The organism is Paenibacillus sp., from assembly GCF_035645235.1.
Lineage (GTDB): Bacteria > Bacillota > Bacilli > Paenibacillales > YIM-B00363 > Paenibacillus_AE.
This window is the reverse complement of sequence record NZ_DASQMZ010000066.1, coordinates 1-22,128: the sequence shown is the minus strand read 5'-3', so window position 1 is coordinate 22,128 and position 22,128 is coordinate 1. Positions and strand designations below refer to the sequence as shown.

At 61.3% G+C, this 22,128-nt stretch carries 22 protein-coding genes; 20 read left to right on the top strand and 2 right to left on the bottom strand.

Annotation, left to right across the window (positions count from 1 at the left end; all coding sequences use genetic code 11):
- From VEZ38_RS06350 to VEZ38_RS06300, 11 genes are all read left to right on the top strand, one after another.
- Positions 1 to 1,542 (top strand): extracellular solute-binding protein (locus VEZ38_RS06350; RefSeq protein WP_324892504.1); only part of this gene is annotated, 1,542 nt, incomplete at its 5' end.
- Between the two features lie 90 nt (positions 1,543 to 1,632).
- The gene (locus VEZ38_RS06345; RefSeq protein ID WP_324892503.1) at positions 1,633 to 3,651 is read left to right on the top strand and encodes a beta-galactosidase; all 2,019 of its coding nucleotides are present in this window, start codon (positions 1,633 to 1,635) and stop codon (positions 3,649 to 3,651) included.
- Positions 3,652 to 3,728: 77 nt separating this feature from the next.
- Entirely contained in the window at positions 3,729 to 4,496 is a 768-nt protein-coding gene (locus VEZ38_RS06340) for a sugar phosphate isomerase/epimerase (RefSeq protein ID WP_324892502.1), read from the top strand.
- On the top strand, positions 4,496 to 5,434 hold the full coding sequence (locus VEZ38_RS06335; protein ID WP_324892501.1) for a hypothetical protein: 939 nt from the start codon (positions 4,496 to 4,498) through the stop codon (positions 5,432 to 5,434). Before VEZ38_RS06340 ends, VEZ38_RS06335 begins: the two co-directional genes overlap by 1 nt.
- A 190-nt stretch (positions 5,435 to 5,624) precedes the next feature.
- A complete protein-coding gene (locus tag VEZ38_RS06330) occupies positions 5,625 to 5,915 on the top strand; it encodes a DUF2277 domain-containing protein (protein WP_324892500.1) in 291 nt (96 codons plus the stop codon).
- Positions 5,916 to 5,935: 20 nt separating this feature from the next.
- On the top strand, positions 5,936 to 6,364 hold the full coding sequence (locus VEZ38_RS06325; protein WP_324892499.1) for a DnaJ family domain-containing protein: 429 nt from the start codon (positions 5,936 to 5,938) through the stop codon (positions 6,362 to 6,364).
- A 120-nt stretch (positions 6,365 to 6,484) separates the two neighbouring features.
- A complete protein-coding gene (locus VEZ38_RS06320) occupies positions 6,485 to 7,204 on the top strand; it encodes a YebC/PmpR family DNA-binding transcriptional regulator (protein WP_324892498.1) in 720 nt (239 codons plus the stop codon).
- A gap of 209 nt (positions 7,205 to 7,413) precedes the next feature.
- A complete protein-coding gene (locus VEZ38_RS06315) occupies positions 7,414 to 9,321 on the top strand; it encodes a beta-N-acetylhexosaminidase (protein ID WP_324892497.1) in 1,908 nt (635 codons plus the stop codon).
- 22 nt (positions 9,322 to 9,343) lie between these two features.
- On the top strand, positions 9,344 to 10,207 hold the full coding sequence (locus tag VEZ38_RS06310; RefSeq protein ID WP_324892496.1) for a gamma-glutamylcyclotransferase: 864 nt from the start codon (positions 9,344 to 9,346) through the stop codon (positions 10,205 to 10,207).
- 174 nt (positions 10,208 to 10,381) lie between these two features.
- Entirely contained in the window at positions 10,382 to 11,797 is a 1,416-nt protein-coding gene (locus VEZ38_RS06305; RefSeq protein ID WP_324892495.1) for an MBOAT family O-acyltransferase, read from the top strand.
- Positions 11,798 to 11,810: 13 nt separating this feature from the next.
- On the top strand, positions 11,811 to 13,139 hold the full coding sequence (locus tag VEZ38_RS06300) for a DHHW family protein (protein ID WP_324892494.1): 1,329 nt from the start codon (positions 11,811 to 11,813) through the stop codon (positions 13,137 to 13,139).
- 55 nt (positions 13,140 to 13,194) lie between these two features.
- Here VEZ38_RS06300 and VEZ38_RS06295 read toward each other — a convergent pair whose 3' ends face one another.
- A complete protein-coding gene (locus tag VEZ38_RS06295) occupies positions 13,195 to 14,169 on the bottom strand; it encodes a hypothetical protein (protein WP_324892493.1) in 975 nt (324 codons plus the stop codon).
- Positions 14,170 to 14,305: 136 nt separating this feature from the next.
- Here VEZ38_RS06295 and VEZ38_RS06290 point away from each other — a divergent pair, with 136 nt between their 5' ends.
- The 8 genes from VEZ38_RS06290 to VEZ38_RS06255 all read left to right on the top strand — a co-directional run bounded on the left by VEZ38_RS06290 (position 14,306) and on the right by VEZ38_RS06255 (position 20,531).
- A complete protein-coding gene (locus VEZ38_RS06290; protein WP_324892492.1) occupies positions 14,306 to 15,349 on the top strand; it encodes an ABC transporter substrate-binding protein in 1,044 nt (347 codons plus the stop codon).
- Positions 15,350 to 15,355: 6 nt separating this feature from the next.
- On the top strand, positions 15,356 to 16,126 hold the full coding sequence (locus VEZ38_RS06285; RefSeq protein WP_324892491.1) for an ABC transporter permease: 771 nt from the start codon (positions 15,356 to 15,358) through the stop codon (positions 16,124 to 16,126).
- Positions 16,126 to 16,869, top strand: a complete 744-nt coding sequence (locus VEZ38_RS06280; protein WP_324892490.1) for an ABC transporter ATP-binding protein — start codon at positions 16,126 to 16,128, stop codon at positions 16,867 to 16,869. Before VEZ38_RS06285 ends, VEZ38_RS06280 begins: the two co-directional genes overlap by 1 nt.
- Before the next feature lie 27 nt (positions 16,870 to 16,896).
- A complete protein-coding gene (cysK, locus tag VEZ38_RS06275; protein ID WP_324892489.1) occupies positions 16,897 to 17,829 on the top strand; it encodes a cysteine synthase A in 933 nt (310 codons plus the stop codon).
- A gap of 165 nt (positions 17,830 to 17,994) precedes the next feature.
- Positions 17,995 to 18,306: a DUF1806 family protein gene (locus VEZ38_RS06270; protein WP_324892488.1), complete on the top strand. Its 312-nt coding sequence runs from the start codon at positions 17,995 to 17,997 to the stop codon at positions 18,304 to 18,306.
- Between the two features lie 18 nt (positions 18,307 to 18,324).
- Positions 18,325 to 19,014: a PIG-L family deacetylase gene (locus VEZ38_RS06265; protein WP_324892487.1), complete on the top strand. Its 690-nt coding sequence runs from the start codon at positions 18,325 to 18,327 to the stop codon at positions 19,012 to 19,014.
- Positions 19,011 to 19,985: a D-glycerate dehydrogenase gene (locus VEZ38_RS06260; protein ID WP_324892486.1), complete on the top strand. Its 975-nt coding sequence runs from the start codon at positions 19,011 to 19,013 to the stop codon at positions 19,983 to 19,985. The genes VEZ38_RS06265 and VEZ38_RS06260 overlap by 4 nt, the downstream gene beginning before the upstream one ends.
- A gap of 216 nt (positions 19,986 to 20,201) precedes the next feature.
- Entirely contained in the window at positions 20,202 to 20,531 is a 330-nt protein-coding gene (locus tag VEZ38_RS06255) for a DUF1904 family protein (RefSeq protein WP_324892485.1), read from the top strand.
- Here VEZ38_RS06255 and VEZ38_RS06250 read toward each other — a convergent pair.
- Entirely contained in the window at positions 20,528 to 21,367 is an 840-nt protein-coding gene (locus VEZ38_RS06250; RefSeq protein WP_324892484.1) for a hypothetical protein, read from the bottom strand. The two genes, VEZ38_RS06255 and VEZ38_RS06250, sit on opposite strands and share 4 nt — an antisense overlap.
- 146 nt (positions 21,368 to 21,513) lie before the next feature.
- On the opposite strand from VEZ38_RS06250, the gene VEZ38_RS06245 reads away from it, so the two are divergent.
- A partial coding sequence (locus VEZ38_RS06245) for a hypothetical protein (protein WP_324892483.1) occupies positions 21,514 to 22,128 on the top strand: 615 nt, incomplete at its 3' end.

Genomic DNA, 22,128 nt, shown 5'->3' with positions numbered 1-22,128 from the left:
CTCGAACCGATCGAATATACGTTCGGCGCAGGCGACAACAAAGTCGTTTGGGGCGGCCCGATTAACAAAATCATGCAGGAAAAGACGGGCGTGTCGCTGAAATACGACATAATCGTCGGCGACATTTTCCAAAAGTGGGATTTGTGGCTCGCTTCCGGCGATTACCCGGATATCGTGCGGCTCGACGCGGAAGCGGTCAGCAAATACCGCGACGCCGGCGCGATCATCCCGCTGAACGATCTGATCGATCAGTACGGCCCGAACATCAAAGCGAAGTGGGGCGACAACCTCGATCTGCTGCGGCACTCGGACGGCAACATCTATTCGATCTATTCCGTCAACCTGGCGGAAGAGGCGCCGGCGGACTCCACCGCGCAATTCGTCGTGCAGTATGCCGTCTTGGAAGAAGCGGGCTTCCCGGAAATCAAAACGCTGGATCAGCTGTATACCGTCATTAAGGACTATGTGGCGAAGCACCCGGACATCGACGGCAATCCGACGATCGGCTTCGGCGCCGCGGCGGATTCCTGGACGATGAACATCTTCTTCAACAACGCGTCGGTGTACGCGGCCGGCCATCCGGACCACGGCAACTTCGTGATCGACGAGAACAACCAAGTCAAATGGAACATCACGAGCGCGAACGCGATCGAATATTACAAGTTCCTGAATAAGCTTTACAATGAAGGCTTGCTCGATAAGGAAGCTTTCACGTTGACCGATCAAGGGCTCCAAGCGAAGATGGCGCAAGGCCGCGTGCTCGCCGCTTACGCGCCGAGCTGGTTCGTCGGCGGACCGCAAGGCTCGCTGCGCGCCGAAGGCAAGCTGGATCGTCAGTACGCGCACCTGCCGATTCACCTGAGCGAGAACGTCGTGGATCGCAGCAACGCGCTCACGCCGGCGAACGGCGGGACGCATGAGTGGGCGATTACGGAGAAAGCGAAAAATCCGGAGCGCATCATTCAGTTCATCGACTTCTTGTTCTCCGACGAAGGCCAAATCTTGACGCAGTGGGGCATCGAGGGCGTGCATTACGACGTCGTGGACGGCAAGCGCCAGGAGCGTCAAGATTGGATCGACAAGAAAACCGCGGATCCGGACGCGCCTTACAAGGAAGGTCTCAAGGGCGAAGGCACGGGCGGCCCGACCCATTGGTTCAGCGTCGGCAACGGCGCGGTGCTCGCCGACGGCGATCTCGCGACGCCGATTACGCCGGAATCCGTCCGGAAAAATTACGACGACAAGACGAAGGAAGTGCTCGGCAAAATGGGCATCCAGACGTGGGCGGACCTGCTTCCGCCGGTGCAGAAAGTGCCGGGGTACTTGTGGCAGCTGCAGCCGCCGACGGACGACGAGTTCAAGCGGATCGAGCAACAGCTCGACGACCTTCGCCGCAAAGCGATCCCGGGCATCGTCATGGCGAAGGACGCAGCGGATTTCGACGCGCAAGTGGCCGCGTTCCTCGACGAAGCGGCGAAGATCGGACTCGACAAATACGAAGCCGCGTACAACACGCTGTGGAACGACTATATCAGCAAGTAATCGCATGAAGGAAGGGAGGAACCCTCGGCCGCCTCGGCCGGGGCGTTCTTTTCTTTTATAACGAACAATTAGAACCCGGAGGTTACGAAGATGGCGATGTATTTCGGCGCATGTTATTACCCGGAGCATTGGCCCGAGTCGAGGTGGGCGCACGACGCGAAGCTGATGCGGGAGGCGGGCTTCAACGTCGTTCGGATCGGGGAATTCGCTTGGAACGATCTCGAGCCGGAGGAAGGGCGCTTCGATTTCGCTTGGCTGGACCGGTGCATCGCGCTGCTCGCCGACGAAGGGATCCGCGTCATTCTCGGTACGCCGACCGCGAGCCCGCCGAAGCGAATCATGGACCGTCACCCGGAAATTTACAAGAGGGACATGTACGGCCATATCCGCGGCTTCGGCACGCGCATGCACTATTGCTTCAACGCTGAGGCGTACGTGCCGTACGTGCGCTCGATCGTCGGCGCCATGGCCGAGCATTACAAAAATCATCCGTCGGTCATCGGGTGGCAAATCGACAACGAGTTCGGCTGCTCCGACACGACGTGGTGCTATTGCGACAACTGCAAGGCCGCGTTCCAGCGCTGGCTTCGGGCGAAGTACGGCACCGTCGAAGCGGTGAACGAAGCGTGGGGCACGGTCGTCTGGAATAACCGGTACGAATCGTTCGAGGCGATCGAGACGCCGAAGCTGACGGTATACCAGCTCCATAATCCGGGGCTGCAGCTTGATTTCCGTCGCTTCTCCTCCGACGCGATCCGCGCCTTTATGAATATCCAAGTCGAACTCCTGCGCGCCGCGGCGCCGGGCCAGCCGATCACGCACAATATGATGGGCACGTTCAACGAGATCGATTATTACAAGCTGTCGGAGACGCTCGACGTGGCCGGACTCGATATTTATCCGAACTTCCCGAACGGCGAAGCGATCAATCCGTACACGCCGGCGCTGTTCCATGACGCGACGCGAGGGTTTAAGGGCGGAGCCGGCTATTGGGTGCTCGAGCATCAGAGCGGCACGCCGGGCGGAAACATCATGAAGCCGACGCCGAAGCCGGGCGAGCTGCGGCGCTGGACGTACCAGTCGCTCGCGCACGGCGCGGACGCGATCGTTTATTTCCGCTGGCGGACGGCGACGTTCGGCGCCGAGGAGTATTGGCACGGCATCCTGCAGCACAGCGGCGTGCCGGGGCGCAAATACGACGAGGTACGCCGCGTCGGGCAAGAGTTCGCCGCTTTGGCGCCGGAGCTCGAAGGCACCGTTGTCCGGCACCGCGCGGCGATCGTCCGCAGCTTCGAGAACGATTGGGCGTTCGCGATCCAGCCGCACACGCCGGGGTATGAGTATTTGCGGGGCGTGAAAAACTACCATCGATACTTCATCGAACGCGGGGACGGCGTGGACGTCGTCTCGCCGGAGGCGGATTGGTCGGAATACCGGCTCGTCATGCTTCCGAACGCGGCGATCGTGGACGACGCGCTCGTTCGCAAGGTGTATCGGTTCGTCGAGGACGGGGGGACGGTGATTTTGGACTTCCGCGCCGGCTCGAAGCTTCCCGATAACCGGATGCGCCCCGAGGTGCTGCCCGGCCCGTTCGGCCCGCTGCTCGGCATCGCGATCGACGACTACGGCGTCATTCCGCTCGAGGACGCGCAGGGCGTCTCGTTCGCGGACGACGGCGAAACGTGCCAAGCTCGCGTTTGGTATGATGTCGTCGAGACGACGGATCCCGAGACGGAGATTCTCGCGGTTTTCGCCACCGATTATTTCGCCGGCGCGCCGGCCGTTACCCGGCGGCGGGCCGGGCGCGGCGCCGCCTATTACGTCGCGACGGAGCTCGACCGCGGGGGGATGGCAAAGCTCCTCGACCGGGCTTGCGAGGAAGCGGGGGCGACGCCGGCATGGCGCGTCGAACACCCGGAAGTGGAGGTGTCGATCCGCGAGGCGGGCGACCGGAGGATCGCGTTCGCGATCAACCACGGAACCGAATCCGCCGTCGTTCGCCCGCCGGCCGGCAGCGTGACGCTCGTCGGCGACGCGACGCCGATCGAAGGGACGGACGAGTTGTCGCTGCCGCCGAACGGCGTGCTCGTCTTTCGGTTCTCGGAATAACGGGTGTGCGCTTTCACCGAAGCGTGGTAAAATACGGGAGACGTACTGATCACGGAGCGATGGGAGCGGATGCACTGGTGAGGTTAGCGGCGCAGTTGTATACGGTAAGGGAGTTCCTGAAGACGCCGGAGGCGATTGCCGAAAGCTTGCGCAAAATTAGGGAGATCGGGTATCGGGCCGTGCAAGCGTCCGGACTCGGGCCGATCGACGCGGCCGAATTCAAGCGGCTCGCGGATCGGGAAGGGCTGGATATTTGCGCGACGCACGTCGGATACGAGGACTTGCTTCACCGGCTGGACGAAGTCATCGAGAAGCATCGCGTCTGGGAATGCAAATACGTCGGCTTGGGCTCGCTGCCCGAACGATACCGGGGCGACCGGGCGGGGTACGCCGCCTTCGCGAAGGAGGTCACCGGCATCGGCGCAAAGCTTCGCGAGGCGGGCTTGACCTTAGTTTATCATAATCACGACTTCGAATTCGCGAAGCATGACGGCAAGACCGGCATGGACGTGCTGTTCGAGGAAACCGGCGCCGATGCCGTAGATTTCGAGCTAGACGTCTACTGGGTACAAGCCGGCGGGGCGGATCCGATCGAATGGATTCGCAAGGTCGACGGCCGCATGAAGGTCGTGCATTTCAAAGACATGGCCATTACGCCGCAGCGGGAGCAGCGGTTCGCCGAGGTCGGGGAAGGCAACATGAATTTCCGCGGCATCTTGTCGGCGTGCGAAGAGATCGGCGTCGAATGGGCGGCCGTCGAGCAGGACTTATGCTACGGGCGGGATCCGTTCGAAAGTCTTGCGATCAGCTTTACACATTTAACCGCGATGGGAGCGAAGGCGTAATGGGGGAGCGAGCGCTGATCGGCGCGGGCGAATATCGGTATGAGATGGATTCGGATTGGGCGAAGCTGCCCGATTCGATCCGATTCGGGTATTGTCACGGCGTGGAGGTCGATGCGGAAGGCTTCGTCTACGTCTTTCACACGAACGCGCCGTGCGTCGTGAAATTCGACGCGGACGGCCGGTACGTCTCGTCTTGGGGCGATGAATTCGCTGGCGGAGCGCACGGGTTTTATCTTCACACCGAGGCGGACGGGTCGCAATACTTTTATATTACGGATACGGCCCGCGGGCTGCTGGTCAAGACGACGCTCGACGGAACGACGTTGCTCGAGCTCGGGACGCCGGACCTGCCGGACGTTTACGATGCGGAACGAAAATATGTTCCGACGGACGCGGCGGTCGCGCCGAACGGCGATATTTACGTCGCCGACGGGTACGGTCAAAGCTGGATTCACCGGTATCGCGCGAACGGCGATTACGTCGGCTCCTTCGGCGGCAAGGGCGGCGAGCCGGGCCGATTTTCCTGCCCGCACGGCATCTCGGTCGATCTCCGCGGCGGGGAGCCGGAGCTGTATGTCGCGGATCGCGGCAATCACCGCATCCAAGTGCTGACCCTCGATGGAGAACCGAAACGAATCGTCGACGAAAACATGGACATGCCCTGCAGCTTCTTCATCCATGGCGACCTGCTGATTTTCCCGGATTTGCATAGCCGCGTGACGCTGTTCGACGGCGACGACCGTCTCATTACCCATCTCGGGGAGGATCAACAGGCGTATAAACAGCAGGGATGGCCGAATTTGCCGGACACGTATTTCCGAAACAACCGGTTCAGTTCGCCGCACGGCGTATGCGCCGACGCGAAAGGAAACCTGTACGTTGCCGAGTGGACGGTGAACGGCCGCGTGACGAAGCTGACGAAAGCGTCGCGCTCGTAACGAGATTCCGTATGCCGAAGACGCCTTCGCGGTCGTCGAGCTGTCTACGAAGGCCGACGCGACCTGAGCGACGACGCCATGCATTCCTCAGCCGCAGCCGGCGATCGCCGGCTGCGGCTGTGTTGCGTCGCGGGGCCGGGCGGATTTTTCCTTGCGGCTTTGATATTATGAATGGAAAGGGGGAGTCTGCATGTGTCGAAGCATTAAGACGTTGCATAATTTCGATCCGCCCGCGACGGAGGCGGAAATTCATGCCGCCGCGCTCCAATTCGTCCGCAAGCTGTCCGGCAGCGCCCAGCCTTCGAAAGCGAACGAGGCGGCGTTCCGGCGGGCGGTCGACGAGATCGCCGAGGCAGCCGGGCGGCTGTTGGACTCGCTCGTCACGAACGCCGAGCCGCGCAGCCGCGAGGCCGAGCGCGAGCGGGCCCGCATCCGGAACGCCAAGCGGTTCGGGGCGGGTGCGCCGTCGAACGCGCCGTGACGAGGGAGGAGGCGAGCGGCATGGGCGATCGAGCTTCCTGGGAACGGCTGAAGGCGAAGCTTCAGCTGGAGGAGTCGATGGCAGGCTTTCATCGCGAGGTGAACGATCGGGTGGACGAAGCGGTTCGCGAGTTCGAAAAGAACGGCGGCATGGAGCGGGTGAAGGGCAAAGGCAAGCCGCTCCAACTGGAGACGGGGGATCCGATATACGGCGTGCTTCGGACGGCCAACGTCAGGCCGCATTGGCTCGAGCTGCAGCATGACATTCGCGACGCGTTGAAGCGGCTTCACGAGGAGACGATGCGCGGAGAAAGCGCTCGGGCGGAAGAAGCGTTGGCGGCGATTAACGCGAAGATCGTCCGTTATAACGCGATCGTCCCCCATTACACGATGCAAAAATCGAAGGTCGAATGGGCGACGCTATCGAAGCAACGGGAAGCGTGGGAGTAGTCCCGGACGCAAATTCGCGCCTCGACCGAAGGGGAAAGCGCTTGTACCGCCCCCGGCTTTATGGCTATAATGTACGGGATATGTTGAAATCGGCGAATCAAACGAGAAAGCGGGATCGGTATGGGCAGGAAATGGAATAATATTAAAGAGAAGAAAGCGTCGAAGGACGCCAATACGAGCCGAATTTACGCGAAGTTCGGGCTTGAGATTTACGTTGCCGCGCGCAAGGGCGAGCCGGATCCGGAGTCGAACCGGGCGCTGAAGGTCGTCCTCGAGCGTGCCAAGACGTACAATGTGCCGAAGGCGATTATCGATCGGGCGATCGATAAGGCGAAGCGGGGGGCGGAGGAAAACTACGACGAGCTCCGTTACGAAGGCTTCGGACCGAACGGCTCGATGGTGATCGTCGATGCGCTCACGAATAACGTAAATCGTACCGCGGCCGCCGTGCGCGCCGCGTTTACGAAGAACGGCGGCAACCTGGGCGTGACCGGCTCGGTCGCGTACATGTTCGACGCCGCGGCCGTCTTCGCCTTCGAGGGGAAGTCGGTCGACGACGTGATCGAGCTGCTGCTCGAAGCGGACGTCGATGTACGGGACGTCGTGGAGGAGGACGAGTCCGTCGTCGTCTATGCGGAGCCGGATCAATATTCCGCGGTGCAAGAAGCGCTGACTCGCGCCGGCGTCGCGGAATTCGCCGTCGCCGAGCTGACGATGATTCCGCAGACCTACGTCTCTCTCTCCGGGGACGCGGCGGCGCAGTTCGAGAAGCTCATCGATACGTTGGACGAACTCGAAGATGTGCAGAACGTATACCACAACGTGGAAAACGAAGACTAATCCTTTCGGACGCTTCAGCCGCAGGCGAAGCGTTTTTTTGTTCGTAAAAACGGGAGTCGAACCTGGTTTTTTGGCTATAGGGTACGATTCTGGTTTTCTTTTCCTGCCGATTGCGATACCATGTCATCTGGGAGGGACAGCGAAGGACTCGGACGAACGAACCGCTCCCGCACGTATGGAGGACAACCCTATGGAACGAGGGACTGCGCATGGCTAACTCTATTCTTCATCTTACCCTTCGCGGCGAGCTCGACGCGTTGTCGGCCGGGCTCGAGGCGGTGCTGCCGACGCTCGGCGCGGCGCAGGCGGAAGACGGCTTGCCGATCGACGTCGGCCGGACGGAAGGGCGCCTGCTCGTGGAATGGGACGGCGCCGGCCGCGGGGCGATTCGGTACGACCGGCGCGTCCATTTCTTCCGCGCGCTCGGTTTGTGGGTACAGCGATATCGCGCCGACGGCGGCCGGGCGTTCCGGATCGAAGAGACGCCTCGTTTCGACACGAATGGGGTCATGGTCGACATGTCGCGCAACGCGGTGCTGACCGTGGACGGGGTGCGCGCCTTGCTCCGCCGCATGGCCGTCATGGGATTAAATCAGATCATGTTGTATACGGAGGATACGTTCGAAGTACCGGAATACCCGTACTTCGGGTATATGCGGGGCAAATACTCCCAAGCGGAGCTTCGGGCGATCGACGACGAGGCGGACGCGCTCGGCATCGAGGCCGTGCCTTGCATACAGACGCTGGCGCATCTGAAAGAAGCGCTGAAGTGGAACTACGCCGGAAAGCTGCGGGATACGGAGGACATTCTTCTCGTCGGCTCCGACGAGACTTATACGTTCATCGAGCGCATGATTCGGGCGGCGTCGGCGCCGTTCCGCACGAAGCGCATTCATATCGGGATGGACGAGGCGCATCGGCTCGGGCTCGGACGGTACTTGGATCAGAACGGCTACCGCCGCCGCTTCGACATCATGATCGAGCATCTGGCGCGCGTGACGGACATCGCGGAAGGCTGCGGTCTGCGCCCGATGATTTGGAGCGACATGTTTTTCCGGCTCGGCTCGAAAACCGGAGGGTACTACGATCCGAACGCCGTCATTCCGAAGGAGGTCGCGGCGCAAATCCCGAAGAACGTACGGCTCGTTTATTGGGATTATTACCACAGCGACGAAGACTTCTACCGACAATATATCCGCAAGCACCGTTCGCTCGGCTCCGAGCCGGTGTTCGCGGGCGGCGTCTGGACGTGGGGCAGCCTCGCGCCGAACTACGGCAAGACGTTCGCGACGACGAACGCCGCGCTTGCCGCCTGCAAGGCGGAAGGCGTCCGCGAGGTGTTCGCGACGATGTGGGGCGACAACGGGGCGGAGACGAGCCCGTTCGCGGGCCTCGCGGGCTTGCAGCTGTTCGCCGAGCACGGCTATGCGGATCGCGTGGACGAGCCGTCGCTCGCCGAACGGTTCGCCGCGTGCACGGGCGGCGCGCTGTCGGACTTCCTTGCGCTGAATGCGTTCGACGAGACGCCGGGCGTCGCCGAAGGCAATCCGCACGAGTCGAACCCGTCGAAATTTTTACTGTGGCAGGACGTGTTGCTCGGCTTGTACGACGAGAACGTGCGCGGCCTGCCGATGCGCGAGCATTACGGCGCGCTGGCGAAGACGATGGCGGACGCCGCCGAGCGGAACGGCGCATGGAACCGGCTGTTCGCGCAGTACGCGCAGCTGGCGGCCGTGCTTCGCGAGAAGTGCGACCTCGGCCTTCGGGCGAAGGCGGCCTACGACGCGAACGACCGCGCGGCGCTGCGGGAGCTGCGCGACGAGCTCGGGCGGCTGTCCCCCATGGTCGACGAGCTGCGCAGGCGCCACCGCGCGAATTGGTACGCGGAGAACAAGCCGTACGGCTGGGAGGCGCTCGACATCCGTTACGGCGGCGTGCTGTCCCGGCTGGAATCGGCGCGCTGGCGCATCGAGGAATACGTCGAAGGGAACATCGACGCGTTGGAAGAGCTGGCGGCGGAACGGCTTCCGTACGACGCGCCTTGGGTGATGCCGCAAGGCGCGCTGGGCCGAGGAAGCTACGACCGGATCGTGACGGCAAGCGCCTTCTCCGGATAATGCGATGCAAGGAGGAAATCTCATGCTGACGCGGGTGTTCGTGTACGGATCTCTCATGAAGGGGCAGGGCAATCACCGCATCGTCAAGCGATATGTGCGTTCGGTTTCGCCGGCGACGATGCGGGGATGGATGTTTAACACCGGATATTACCCGGCCGTCGCGACCGGCGGCGGGACGGTTCGCGGCCAAGTGCTGGAGCTGGACCCGCCGGAGCGGGCGTATGCGGCGATGGACATCTTGGAAGGCTTCGAAGGGCCCGGACATCCGAAAAATTTGTACGAGCGCATCGAGACGACGGTGCGGCTGGCGTCCGGCGAAGACGTCGAGTGCTGCGCGTACGTCGCGCCCGACCGCACCAAAGCGGCGCTCGCTCGGGAAGCGGCGCTGATGCCGGACGGCGCGTGGGGGGAGGCGCCGTCATCGCGGCTGTATTTCGCCTACGGCTCCTGCATGAGCGAAGCTTCCTTCGGCGAGACGGCGCGGCGGTACGAACGTATCGGGCCAGCGCTGCTTCCGGGATATCGAGTCGCGTTTACGAAGCATTCGGGGAAGTGGAACGGCGCTGTCGCCGACATCGTCCCGACGACCGCCGAGGACGCGATGGAAGGCGTGCTGTACGTGCTTCCGGACGACCAGCTCGAAGCGTTGGACGCCCGCGAAGGAGCGAACCTGACGCCGCCCGTATACCGAAGGAAGGAAGTTTCGGTCGTCGTCGACGGGCTGACGCTCCCCGCGTTCACCTACGAGGTCGTCGAGAAGCTTGCCGAGGAGCGAGCGCCGTCAGACGCCTACGCTCAGACCATCTTGGAAGGGGCGAAGAGCCTAAGCGCCGGATATGTCGGTCGGCTCGTGGAACGGATGCGCGCGCTGCAAAGCAAGAAGTAAGAGGATATCGAAAAAGGAAGCCGGCCGCTTGGAGAGACGCCAAGCGGCCTTTGCGTCGTCGGAAGGGGGAATCGCCTACATAATGGAGGCTCGCGCATCGATCCCCACTCGACAACGGTCGACAACCTTATGTAATATGATAAGATATTGTCAGCGACCGAGGGGTGGCACTTTTTGGTATTTTCGAACTTGTTTTTCTTATATTTCTTCCTGCCCGCGCTGTTCCTGGTGTACATCGCGCGGAAGAACGCCGGCTACCGCAACTGGGTGTTGATTTTGTTTTCGTTTCTATTTTACGCCTGGGGCGAACCGGTATGGGTGGCGCTGCTGGCGTTTTGCGGCGTGACGGGGTATTATTTCGGGCGATGGATCGACGCGAACCGGGACGGACCCAAGGGCAAGTGGCTGCTGGGCGCCGCGGTCGCATTGAATCTATCGTTGCTCGGTTTCTTTAAATATATCGATTTCTTGATCGGCAACGTCAATGCGCTGCTGCCCGTCGAGCTGCCTTACGTCGGGGTCGCCTTGCCGATCGGCATCTCCTTTTTCACGTTCCAGATGATTTCTTATTTAATAGATGTCTATCGCGGGGACATTCGTACGCCGACCTCCCTTACGAAGGTGCTGTTGTACCTGTCTCTGTTCCCGCAGCTCATCGCCGGGCCGATCGTTCGATATACGGACATCCAGCACGAGATGGAAAATCGTCGCTTTCGTCTAGCGTCCTTCAGCGAAGGCGTCAGCCGGTTCGTCATCGGCCTCGGCAAGAAGGTCATACTCGCCAATACGGCGGGAGAGCTCGTACCGGTCTTTATGGACGGCTCCGCCGGCGAGATGTCCGTGCTCGGCGCTTGGTTCGGCATTACGCTGTACGCGCTGCAAATTTATTTCGACTTCTCCGGCTATTCGGACATGGCGATCGGCCTCGGGAAGATGTTCGGCTTTACGTATCCGGAAAACTTCCGTTACCCGTACGTCTCCCGTTCCGCGACCGACTTTTGGCGCCGATGGAATATGTCGCTCGGCTCGTTCTTCCGAGACTACGTCTATATCCCGCTCGGCGGCAACCGGCGGCTGCAGCTGCGGAACCTGTTCGTCGTTTGGTTTTTAACCGGGCTTTGGCACGGCGCCAGCTGGAACTTCGTCGTCTGGGGCTTGTACTTCTTCGTGCTGCTGCTCCTCGAGAAGTCGTTCCTGCTCCGATGGATGGACCGGCTGCCGCGGTTCGCGTCGCATGCGTATTTCGTCGCAATCATGCTGATCGGTTGGGTATTTTTTTACTTCACGGATTTAGGGCAGGCCGGGCGCTACCTCGGCGCGATGTTCGGTTTGTCGGGACAACCGCTCCTGGACACGCGGCTTGAAATCTACTTTTTCGACAATCTCTTCTTCTGGATCATTGCGATCATCGCCGCGACGCCGCTGCCGAGCGCCGTCGCTCGGAAGGCCGTCGCCGCGCTGTCCGCGATGCGGCCGTTGCGGGCGGTGTCCGTCTATGCCCAGCCGGTCTATCATTTCGTCGTCTTTCTTTGTTCGACCACGCTGCTCGTAGGCAGCACCTATAATCCGTTTTTATATTTCCGGTTTTAAGCGAGGGATGCGCATGAACGAGAAGAAAAGCCAACGGCTGAACGTCCTGTTGTTTCTCCTTCCGATCTTTATGTTTTTCGGCTTGAGCTGGTTCGCGGAGAAGGGCGAAGCGGTTTCGCTGCGCGAACAGCGGACGCTGAGCGCTTGGCCTGCCTTCACGCTGCAGTCGGTCGCTTCCGGGGAATTCGCCGCCGGCATAGAAAGTTATTTCGCGGACCGGTTTTCGTTCCGGGAGCGGTTCATCGCCGAGGGCAACCGGCTGAAGTCGCTGCGCGGGCTGCCGGAGGACGACGAGGTGACGATCGTCGCGACGCAAGGCAACAACATGCATCAGGTGCAGAGCGACGACCCGGTCGAGGCGGCGCCCGCATCCGGTCCGGTTGCGGAGAGCGGGGACGGAGGGACGAGCTCGCCGACGGAAGCGGAAGCCGAGCCCGCAGAGGAGCCGGCGTCTGCGCTGCAGGGCAATTACCTCGTCGTCGGGAATCGGGCGATGATCGTTTATTACTATACGCCGCTGGCGGCGAAGCAATACGCGGACACGCTGAACGCCTTCGCGGCGAAAGTCGGGGATCGGTACGGGTTGTCGACGATGATCGTTCCGTCCTCGATCGAATTTTTGGAAAACGAGAAATACCGGCGCCTCTCCCCGCCGCAGTCGGTCGCCCTCGACTACGCGGCGGAGCATCTGTCGGACGCCGTTCGCTTCGTTCCGGTCCGCGACGCGCTGGAGCGCCGAATGCAGGAATACGTGTATTTCCGTACCGATCACCATTGGACGGCATTAGGGGCATACTACGCCTATGAGGCGTTCGCGGAGACGGTCGGGCTCGAGCCGATGCCTATAGAAGACTATGTCCGGGAAGACCTCGGCGAGTTTCTGGGTACGACGTACGCCGCGACGCTGAGCGAAAGCGTGGGGGCCGAGCCTGACGATTTGACGGTCTATCGTCCGAACGTCGAGTATACGTACAAGAAAATCGTGAACGGGAAGCGCCTCGACGCGGAATTGATCGACAAGGAAGCGAAAGGGTATGCCGCGTTCTTGGGCGGCGATTCGCCGCTCAGCGTCATCGAGACGAAGCAGAAAACAGGGAAGCGGCTGCTCGTGTTCAAGGATTCGTTCGCGAACGCGTTCCTCCCGTTCCTGACGCCCCACTACGAGGAAATTCATATCATCGATTTGCGCCACTATTCCGGCGATGTATATGCTTATATGGAAAAGGAATCCGTTACGGATATCGCCTTCGTCAACAGCGTCGACGTTACGTCGCATCCGGGCTATACCCGCATCCTGGCGGAGAAGCTGGACCTCGAGGTCGAGGAGCCGAACTATCGATAAAAAGAACGCCCGAAGCCTTCGCCGGCATCGGGCGTTCTTTGTATGAGGGAGAGGATTAATGGCAAAACAATCCGAAATTTCTCAGCGGCCAGAACATGACGGGCTCGTTCAAAAAATACAGCATTTCTTCGAACCGAGCGACGGGCACGACCAGCAGCTCTTTATCGACGCTTCTCGCACGTAAATAGCCGTCGACCGGAACGAAGAGCGCCTTCGGCTTCGCGAGGGACGCGGCTTCGACGTACGCCTCGAAGGGTTCGACCATGCCGATCGACCCGTCCGCCGCCACGGTGCCGATCCCCATGACGGTCTGCCCTTGCGTCACGTCGCCCTCGACGGCATCGTTCCAACGGGCGAGCAGCTTCATGAGGGCATGCGGATCGGTTGCCGCGCCTTCCGTACGATACAGGGCTGGAGGCACCTCGAACGGCAGGGAGTAGAGCGCTGCGAAATCCTCGGACGCTTCAGGAGAAGCGAGCGGGGCGCCGGTCCGCGCGGCCTCTTCGGGCGCCGTACCCGCGGCCGACGCTTCGGTCCAAGAGCGCGCCAACCATTCGGCGGCGGCGACGGCGCGCGACTTGACGTTCGGGGCTAAGATGCGCCCGGCTTCGACGGAAGTCGAGTAGTCGCTCGGAGCGGAGGGGACCGGCTTGTGTACGCCGGGGACGGGAAGGAAGAGCAGGCACGCCGCCGCGAACAACGCGGTCGCGGCGCGACCGCGCAGCCGGCTCCCGCCTCCTCGGAGCTCGTAGGCGAACCACGCCATGCCGGCCGCTAGAAACATAATGAGTACCTGCATAGGAAATACTTTGAAGACAGTCAGCGTCGCGGCCGCGGCGAAGGAGATCGAGAACAGTCGCAAGACGACTGGCGGGACGCGGCGCGCGCGATCGGTCGCCGCCGACGCGCCGAAGAGCATCGCGGCGCCTCCGCCCGCGACAGGGGCCCAATCCGCATCGAGGACGAAGCCTCCGTACAGCGCAATTCCGGAGAGAATAAAGTACAGGGCGATGCCCGTCATCCGCATCATCTTCCTCGCCCTCCTCAATTTCGTATTGACGTATCGTGCAAGAATCCCTAAAATGATTCCGATAAACCTAGTAAACCTGTAGGAATAAAAATATTATAATCGCCAACAGGGAAAAAGTCACGGAGGAGAAGCAAATATGCGCAGCACACTTTGGAAAACAACGCTAAAGTCGGTCGCCGTTCTCGCGTTCGCTTGGACGACGGTCGCTTGCGGGGGGCAAGCGGAGCAAGGGCAAGGCGCGGGAGAAGCGCAAGTGCAAGAGGTGCACAAGCTTCGACTCGGTTATTTGAACGTCATGGACGACGCCCAGACGATTCTCGCGGATCGCGCGGGGCTATACGAGAAGCACGGACTCGACGTAGAGATGCAGTTGTTCTCGAGCGGCACGGATTTGATTAAGGCCATCGTCGGCGGCCAGCTCGACGCGGGCGTGCTCGGATTTTCGAATGCGTTGTCCTGGCTCGACAAAGGCGCCGATCTGAAAATCGTCGGCGGCGCGCAGATGGGCTATCACAGCATGCTCGTCGAAGAAAACAGCGGCATTGCGTCCGTCGAGCAGCTGAAGGGCAAGAGCGTCGCGTCCCAAAGCCAAGGCAGCACGGCCGACATCGTACTGAACGGCGTCGTCTGGAATCAAGCCGGCCTTGCGCGCGAGGACGTCGCGATGCAATATGTGTCGCCGGCAGTCGCCATTCAGTCGCTCGCTTCCGGGAAGGTAGACGGCGCGTTCGTATTCGAGCCGTATGCTTCGATCGCCAAGATGTCTTACCCGGTGAAAGAAATTTACGAGATCGGCCAACAATGGCCGTTCCCTTGCATGGTCGTCATCGCGTCGGGCGAGCTTGTCGGCTCGAACCAGGAAGCGGTCTATCGGATGCTCGACGCGCAGAAGGAAGCGATCGAGATGCTGGAGAACGATCCGGCGGGCGCGGCGAAATTCATTACGGACGACTTCATTACCGAGGATACGATCACGAAGCTGGACGGCACGGCCGTGCCGGCGGAGGACGTCATCCAAGCGTCGATCGAGTCGCAGCAATTTAATTGGAAAATTACGGAGCAAGATATCGGCCGCATGGAAGAGGTCGCGCAGATGATGGTCGACCAAGGCATTCTGACGGCGAAGCCGGACGTGCATACGGCGCTTGACTTGTCCTGGCAAGAACAAGTGCAGGAATAACCCGCGATGCGCAGCATTCGAAAGACGTGGCCCTTCTTCGCGGCCGTAGCGACGCTGCTCGCCTTGTTGCAAATCGGGTATTGGATGAATCCGATTCTCTTTCCGTCGATTCCGTCCGTCTTCGAGCGGTTAGGCCGGAGCCTCGGCGACGAACGGTTTTGGCAATCCTTAGGGACGAGTATGTACCGATTGTTCATCGGCTACCCGATCGCCTGCGTCGTCGCGGGCTTTCTGGGACTCATCGCCGGCTTATACCGCGGATTCGCGCTGTATATGCGCCGCTTAATCGCTATTTTACAATCGATCCCGCCGATCGCGTGGCTTCCGTTCCTGATGATTATTTTCGGCTTCGGCGACGTTCCGGTCATCCTCATCGTCATCTATGCGAGCTTCTTCCCGATGGCGCTCTCCGTCATGAACGGCGCGGAAGGCGTCGTCCGAACGCATATCGAGGTCGCGAAGGTGCTCGGGGCGAATAAGGCGCAGCTGCTCCGCAGGGTGTATTTACCCGAGACGTTCCCGTCCTTCATAACCGGCGCGCAAGTCGCCTTCGGCAACGCATGGCGTTCCTTGGTCGCGGGGGAGATGGTCGGCAGCGTCATGGTCGGACTCGGCTTCGCCAGTAAATTCGCCGGCGACGTCGCGGATATGGAAGGCGTCATCATGTATATCATCGTCATCGGCGTCATCGCGACGATTCTGGACCAAGTTCTCCTCGAGAAGCTAAAACGTAAGCTGCTGCGCTGGAGATACGCGGGCGGAGGGGAGGAGCGCTAATGCAAACGCTGGAGCTGCGCAACGTAAGCAAATCGTTCGGGTCGCTGCAGGTGCTCGACGGCATCGATCTCACCGTGCGCCAAGGCGAGTTCGCGGCGATCGTCGGGCCGTCGGGCTGCGGGAAGAGCACGGCGCTCCGCATGTTCGCGGGTTTGGAGAGCGCCACGGAAGGCCAAGTGCTGTCGGGCGACGCGCCGATCGACGGGCCGTCTCCGCAGCGAATGATGATTTTTCAGGAGCATGCGCTGTACCCTTGGCTCACCGTCGAGCGGAACGTCGGGTTGGGGCTGGAGCTGGGGAAGTCGAAGCCGTCGAAGGCGGAACGTCAACAGCGCATCAACGACGTCTTAGACAAGGTCAACTTGACCGGCTTTAATCAGTATTATCCGTCTCAGCTGTCCGGCGGCATGCGGCAGCGGGTCGCCATCGCGAGAGCGCTCGTCATGGACCCGGACATCTTGCTGCTCGACGAACCGTACGGCGCGTTGGACGCGATGACGCGGCTCAAGATGCAGAACGAGTTGATTCGGATTTGGCACGGATCCGGCAAGACGATGCTGCTAATTACGCACGACATCGACGAAGCCTTGTATCTAGCCGACAAAGTTTACGTCATGAGTCCGCGCCCGGGCCGGATCATTCGCACGATCGAGCTCGACGGGCCGCGCCCGCGCAATCGGAACAGCGCGGAATTCGTCGCGTACCGCCAAGAAATTATGAAGCTGTTGGGTTTGGATGAGTAAAATCGTAATGAGAGGGAGAGGATTTCGTTGCCCAAGATCGTATCGTCCGTGATCGAGCTGATCGGCGACACGCCGATCGTTCGACTCCGCCGGGTCGCGGCCGACGCTCCCGCCTCCGTCTATATGAAGCTTGAATATTTTAATCCCGGCAAGAGCGTGAAAGACCGCGCGGCGGCGAATATGATTCGCGTCGCCGAAGCGGAAGGGCGCATCGCGCCGGGGCGGACGACGGTCATCGAGCCGACGTCGGGAAATACCGGCATCGGACTCGCGATGGTATGCGCGGCGAAGGGATATCGTTGCATCATTACGATGCCGGACAACGCTACGAAAGAGCGCGTGAACGTCCTAAAGGCATACGGCGCCGAGGTGCATTTGACGCCGGCCGCCGAGCGGATGACGGGCGCGATCGACAAGGCGAACGCCTTGGCCGAAACCGTGCCCGACCCGTTCATCCCGATGCAGTTCGAGAACGCCGCCAATCCGGACGCCCACCGGGAGACGACGGCCGTGGAAATTTACGAGGCGTTCGAAGGGAAGCTGGATGCGCTCGTGCTGACGGCCGGCACCGGCGGAACGGTCACGGGCGTCGGGGAAGAGCTGCGGCGCCGCATTCCCGGTATCCGCATTTACGTTATCGAGCCGGCCGGTTCCCCGGTGCTGGCGGGCGGCGCACCCGGTCCGCATAAAATTCCCGGCACCGGGCCGGGCTTCGTGCCGGCCATTCTGAATCGGTCCGTCTTCGACCGCATTCTTCATATCCGGGACGAGGACGCGCAGCGCATGGCGCGCCGCCTTGCGAAAGAAGAAGGCATCCTCGTCGGCGCTTCCGCCGCCGCTTCGGCTTATTATGCCGTCGAGACGGCGAAGGAGCTGCCGCCGGGCGCCAGCGTGCTCAGCCTCGCGCCGGACAGCGGCGAAAGGTATTTGTCTTCGGATCTTTTCGGCGACGAAGAATAAACGGGTTTGTCGACGTCTTCCATTAGCGGGAGGGCGTTTTTTATTTCGGACGAGCCGGCCGGGGCGGAGGCGGCGCGGCGCCGCCTGCATAAGGCTTGTCAAAGCGGAATGCGGCAGGTACTATGTGGATAATGTCTGCGAACGGAATGCGGAAGGAAGAGCAGGATGCGAAAGATTGTAAACGATGCGCTTGAGGAGTCATTACGGCAATATGAGGGCCGCAAGGCGTTCGTCCATATGGAAGTGACGCCGGGCGGCTTCGTTCGCAATGCCGAGGTATCGGTCCTTCGGACGTATGTCGCCGGCAGCGGAACGTTCCGCGTGGCGCTGCGGCTGGCGAACGACGGCTGGATCCGCGTCGAAGGGCTGACGCATATGGCATTAGACGAACGAGGAAGCTTGCTGCTGGCAGGCCATGACGAGAAGGGCAGACTGACATCCGCGCTGCAGCTCGGATTCGGCCCATTCCCGGCATAAGAGGAGGGGGCGAACGGAATGAAGCATCAACCGAGAAGCGTTCTTTGCTTGCTCGCCCATCCGGACGACGAGACCTTCATCTGCGGCGGCACGCTGGCGCGTCTTTCGAAGCGAGGCGCGCGGGTCGTCGTCGTCTCCGCCACGAGGGGGGAGATGGGCCGCCGTATGGGGCTCCCCCCGTCGATCACGCGCGAATCGATGCCGGCCGTCCGCGAGGAAGAGCTGCGCCAAGCATGCCGGCATCTCGGGATCGAGCCTCCCGTCTTCTTAGGTCTTCGGGATAAGACGGTGGAGTACGCGGACTACGAACCGCTCGTCGATCGGCTAATGGCGCTCATCGCGTCCCACCAGCCCGACGTCGTCTTTACGTTCCATCCGGAATGGGGCGGACACCCGGACCATTGCGCGATCGGACGCGCGGCCGTGGATGCGTTCGACCGGCTGGGCGAACGACGGAGCGACTTGTACTTCATCTCGTTCGGCGACCCGTCGGAAACGATGGCGCGAACCGGACGGCACGAACTCGCGGACGCGGTTCGCGTCGACGTCACCGACAGCTTGCCGGAGAAGCTGCGGGCGTTCCGAGCGCATCGGTCCCAAACCGAAATGGACATGTGGCTTTGGCAGCCGGACGCCGCCGCGCTCGCACGATTCGGAGCGTTCGAATATTTCATCCTAGCTCGCAAGAGAGGGGCCTTCGAATTATGAAGAAAGTGTTTCTGGCGCAAATCGTACCCGCCGAGGTGGAACGGTACATCGAGGCGCATTGCGAAGTCCGCAAATGGGACCGGGAAGAGCGAATTTCTCGAGAGGCGCTGCTCGAAGCGGTCTCGGACGTCGACGGCCTGCTGCTGTCCGGCATGCCAATCGACCGGGAGCTGCTGGACCGCGCGCCGAAGCTGAAGGTCGTGAGCAATGTATCCGTCGGATACAACAACTTCGACCTGGTCGCCATGAAGGAGCGCGGGGTCATCGGAACGCACACCCCCGGCGTGCTCGACGAGACGGTCGCGGATCTCGTCTTCGCCCTGATTCTTGCCGCGGCGCGGCGCGTGCCCGAGCTGGACCGGCTCGTGAAGGAAGGGCGGTGGGCGAAGGGGAACGACCGTCCGTTATTCGGCACGGACGTGCATCACGCGAAGCTCGGCATCGTGGGCATGGGCCGCATCGGCGAAGCGGTCGCGAGGCGCGCGAAACTCGGGTTTCTTATGGACGTCGCGTATTATAATCGTTCGCGCAAGCCGGAGACGGAAGCGCGCCTCGGCGTCGCCTACGCGCCGCTGGATACGCTGCTCGCGGAAAGCGACTTCGTCGTCTTGATGCTGCCGCTGACGGATGCGACGAGGCGATTCATCGATCGGGAGAAGCTGGCGCTCATGAAGCCATCCGCTTACTTGATCAACGCCTCGCGCGGGCAGACGGTCGACGAAGCGGCATTGGTCGAAGCGCTGGCGGCAGGCCGGCTTCGCGGCGCCGCGCTGGACGTCTACGACGAAGAGCCCGTCCCGAAACATCATCCGCTGCTGCAGCTGCCGAACGTGGTGACCTTGCCCCATATCGGCTCCGCGACGGAAAAAACACGCTTCGACATGGCGCTGCTTGCGGCGCAAAACCTCGTCAAAGCTGTAACGGGCATGACGCCGCCGAACATTGTACCTGAGCTGCGGCCGGGCGAATAACGAAACGAAGGGGATCGGACGTTCCGGCCGCCGTCCAGCGGGAGGAACGACGACTGGGTGCTCGTGCTGGGGGCGCGCCGCCGTTAGGATGCGGTCGACGCTGCCGCAGCTATCGCTTTGAGGCGGATCATGACGCGCGTTCCGACTCCTTCTTCGGATTCGACATAGAGATACTGGAGGACGCATATACGCCGCGCACGGGAGGGACGGTACGTTATGCCGCAATTGACGGTAAGAGGGATAGGGCAAGAGCAATTGGCCGCGATCAGTAAGCCGCTCGTGGAGGAGCTGGCGCGCATTTGCGAGACGACGGTCGACAATTTCACCATCGATCGCTTGACGGTCGACTCGGTTTTCGATGGACATCCGGCGGCGACATACCCTTTCATCGAGGTAGCCTGGTTCGACCGGGGGCGCGAAGCGCGGAACCGGTTCGCCGAAGCGACGACGCGTCGGCTCCGGGAAGCGGGCGTCCTCGAGGTGGAAATCGCGTTCAAGGCATACGCCCCGGACGCCTATTACATCAATGGGGAACCTTGCGACTAAACTGCTGAAGCGTCATGTACGCCAGCATTTGCCGAACGTTGCGGTGAAACTTTAGGACAATGCGGCGCGAGAGATCGCCATACCGGGTCGGCCGCGTCCCGACGCGCCGGATGGAGGAAGTACGCCTCCGGCGTCCGCAACGCGCGCTGCAGCTCTTCCCACGTCATATCTTCCCCGCATCTCACGAATGCGGCCATGGTTTCGGGATAGGAACGAATGCGCGCTCCCGCGCGCAACGCGAGGGTAGGCAGCAACAGCTCCTCCAGCGCGAATACGCGACTCGATGCCAGCAACCCTTCCAAGGCCGACCGCCTCGCCGGCGTGAGGTCGGCAAGCACGCGGCGTATCGTATCGCGCGTGTATACTTGCATCGGGTTGAACGTGCCGCAGAACCCTTCGGTCCCGAAGAAAGGCTGCCAGCGATCCCATTCCTCCCAAAGCATCTTTCCCGGAATCCAGTGCGGCAGCTCGAACGGGCTCCGTTGCATCGTCATATTCACGCCCATCGCATCCGCATCCGACATCGCGCCTCTTAGCGCCTGTTCGAAACCCTCGCGAACGAATAGGACGTCCGAGTCGACGCCGACCAAGTAATCGTAGCCAACCCGCTCGGTTTCAAGCCACAACGCGGTATCCAGCAAGAAACGCTCGAGTCTTCCATACTGCAGCGGCCGGCTGTAAGGACAGACGGGAACGCCCAGCGTCGAACCGAAATCCGGGTCGGTCCCCCCGTTGTACAACACGATTTCGGCGTCCGCGTTATATCTGCGAATATTTCGAATTTGACTTGCGGCGATGCCCGCATCGGCGTGCGCCAGTATTGCGAAACAAATCATTCGTCAACCCCCCCGCCCCCGAGGGCTTCGCGCCCATGGAATTTCATTTCCCTTATTCCCAATTCATGCCGTCGCGACATGTGCCGTGCCGACTCCTGTCTACGCACATAATTTAGTTTTAAAAGCGCGAGAAAGGAAGGGATGCTATGGCGCTCCACCCGTCGACTCTTACCGTCATTTGGGGTTGCTATCAAGGCGGCGTCGAAACCGCGATCTATTATCGTACCAAACAGCTTAACCGTTCCGACGGTATGTCGCATGTATACTTCTATTACCCGGGCATGGGGGTAGAGAGCTACAGCGAAATTCCGCATCGCATCTCGTCGCAACGCAGCGATTTTTTGGCCTACCTGAACAAGCACCGGTTCGACTATGTCACATTCGTGAACACGTTATACAATCTGGATCTCGTCGCGCAGTCCGTCGCCCCGGCGAAGGTGCTGTACGAAATCCACGGATACGGCAGCCTGATGGCGGAGGAGCTGGAACGAATCGACCGCGGGGAAGACGGGGGACTGGTTCGAGGCGTCGTCGCGCCTAGCCCGTCGGTCGCAGCGTGGGCCCGGTCCTTCTTGAAAAATAGAACGGACGTCGACGTATTCGTGGCGACGAATACGCTCGACTTGGATCGGTTCCGATCGACGCCGGAGCTCGAGCCGTTCCTCCAACATACCCGGCTGCGCAACGCGTGGCTGAATTCTCCGCTGCTCGGCTGGGTCGGTCGGCTCGACGGGAATAAAAACTGGAGCCTGCTTCTGGAT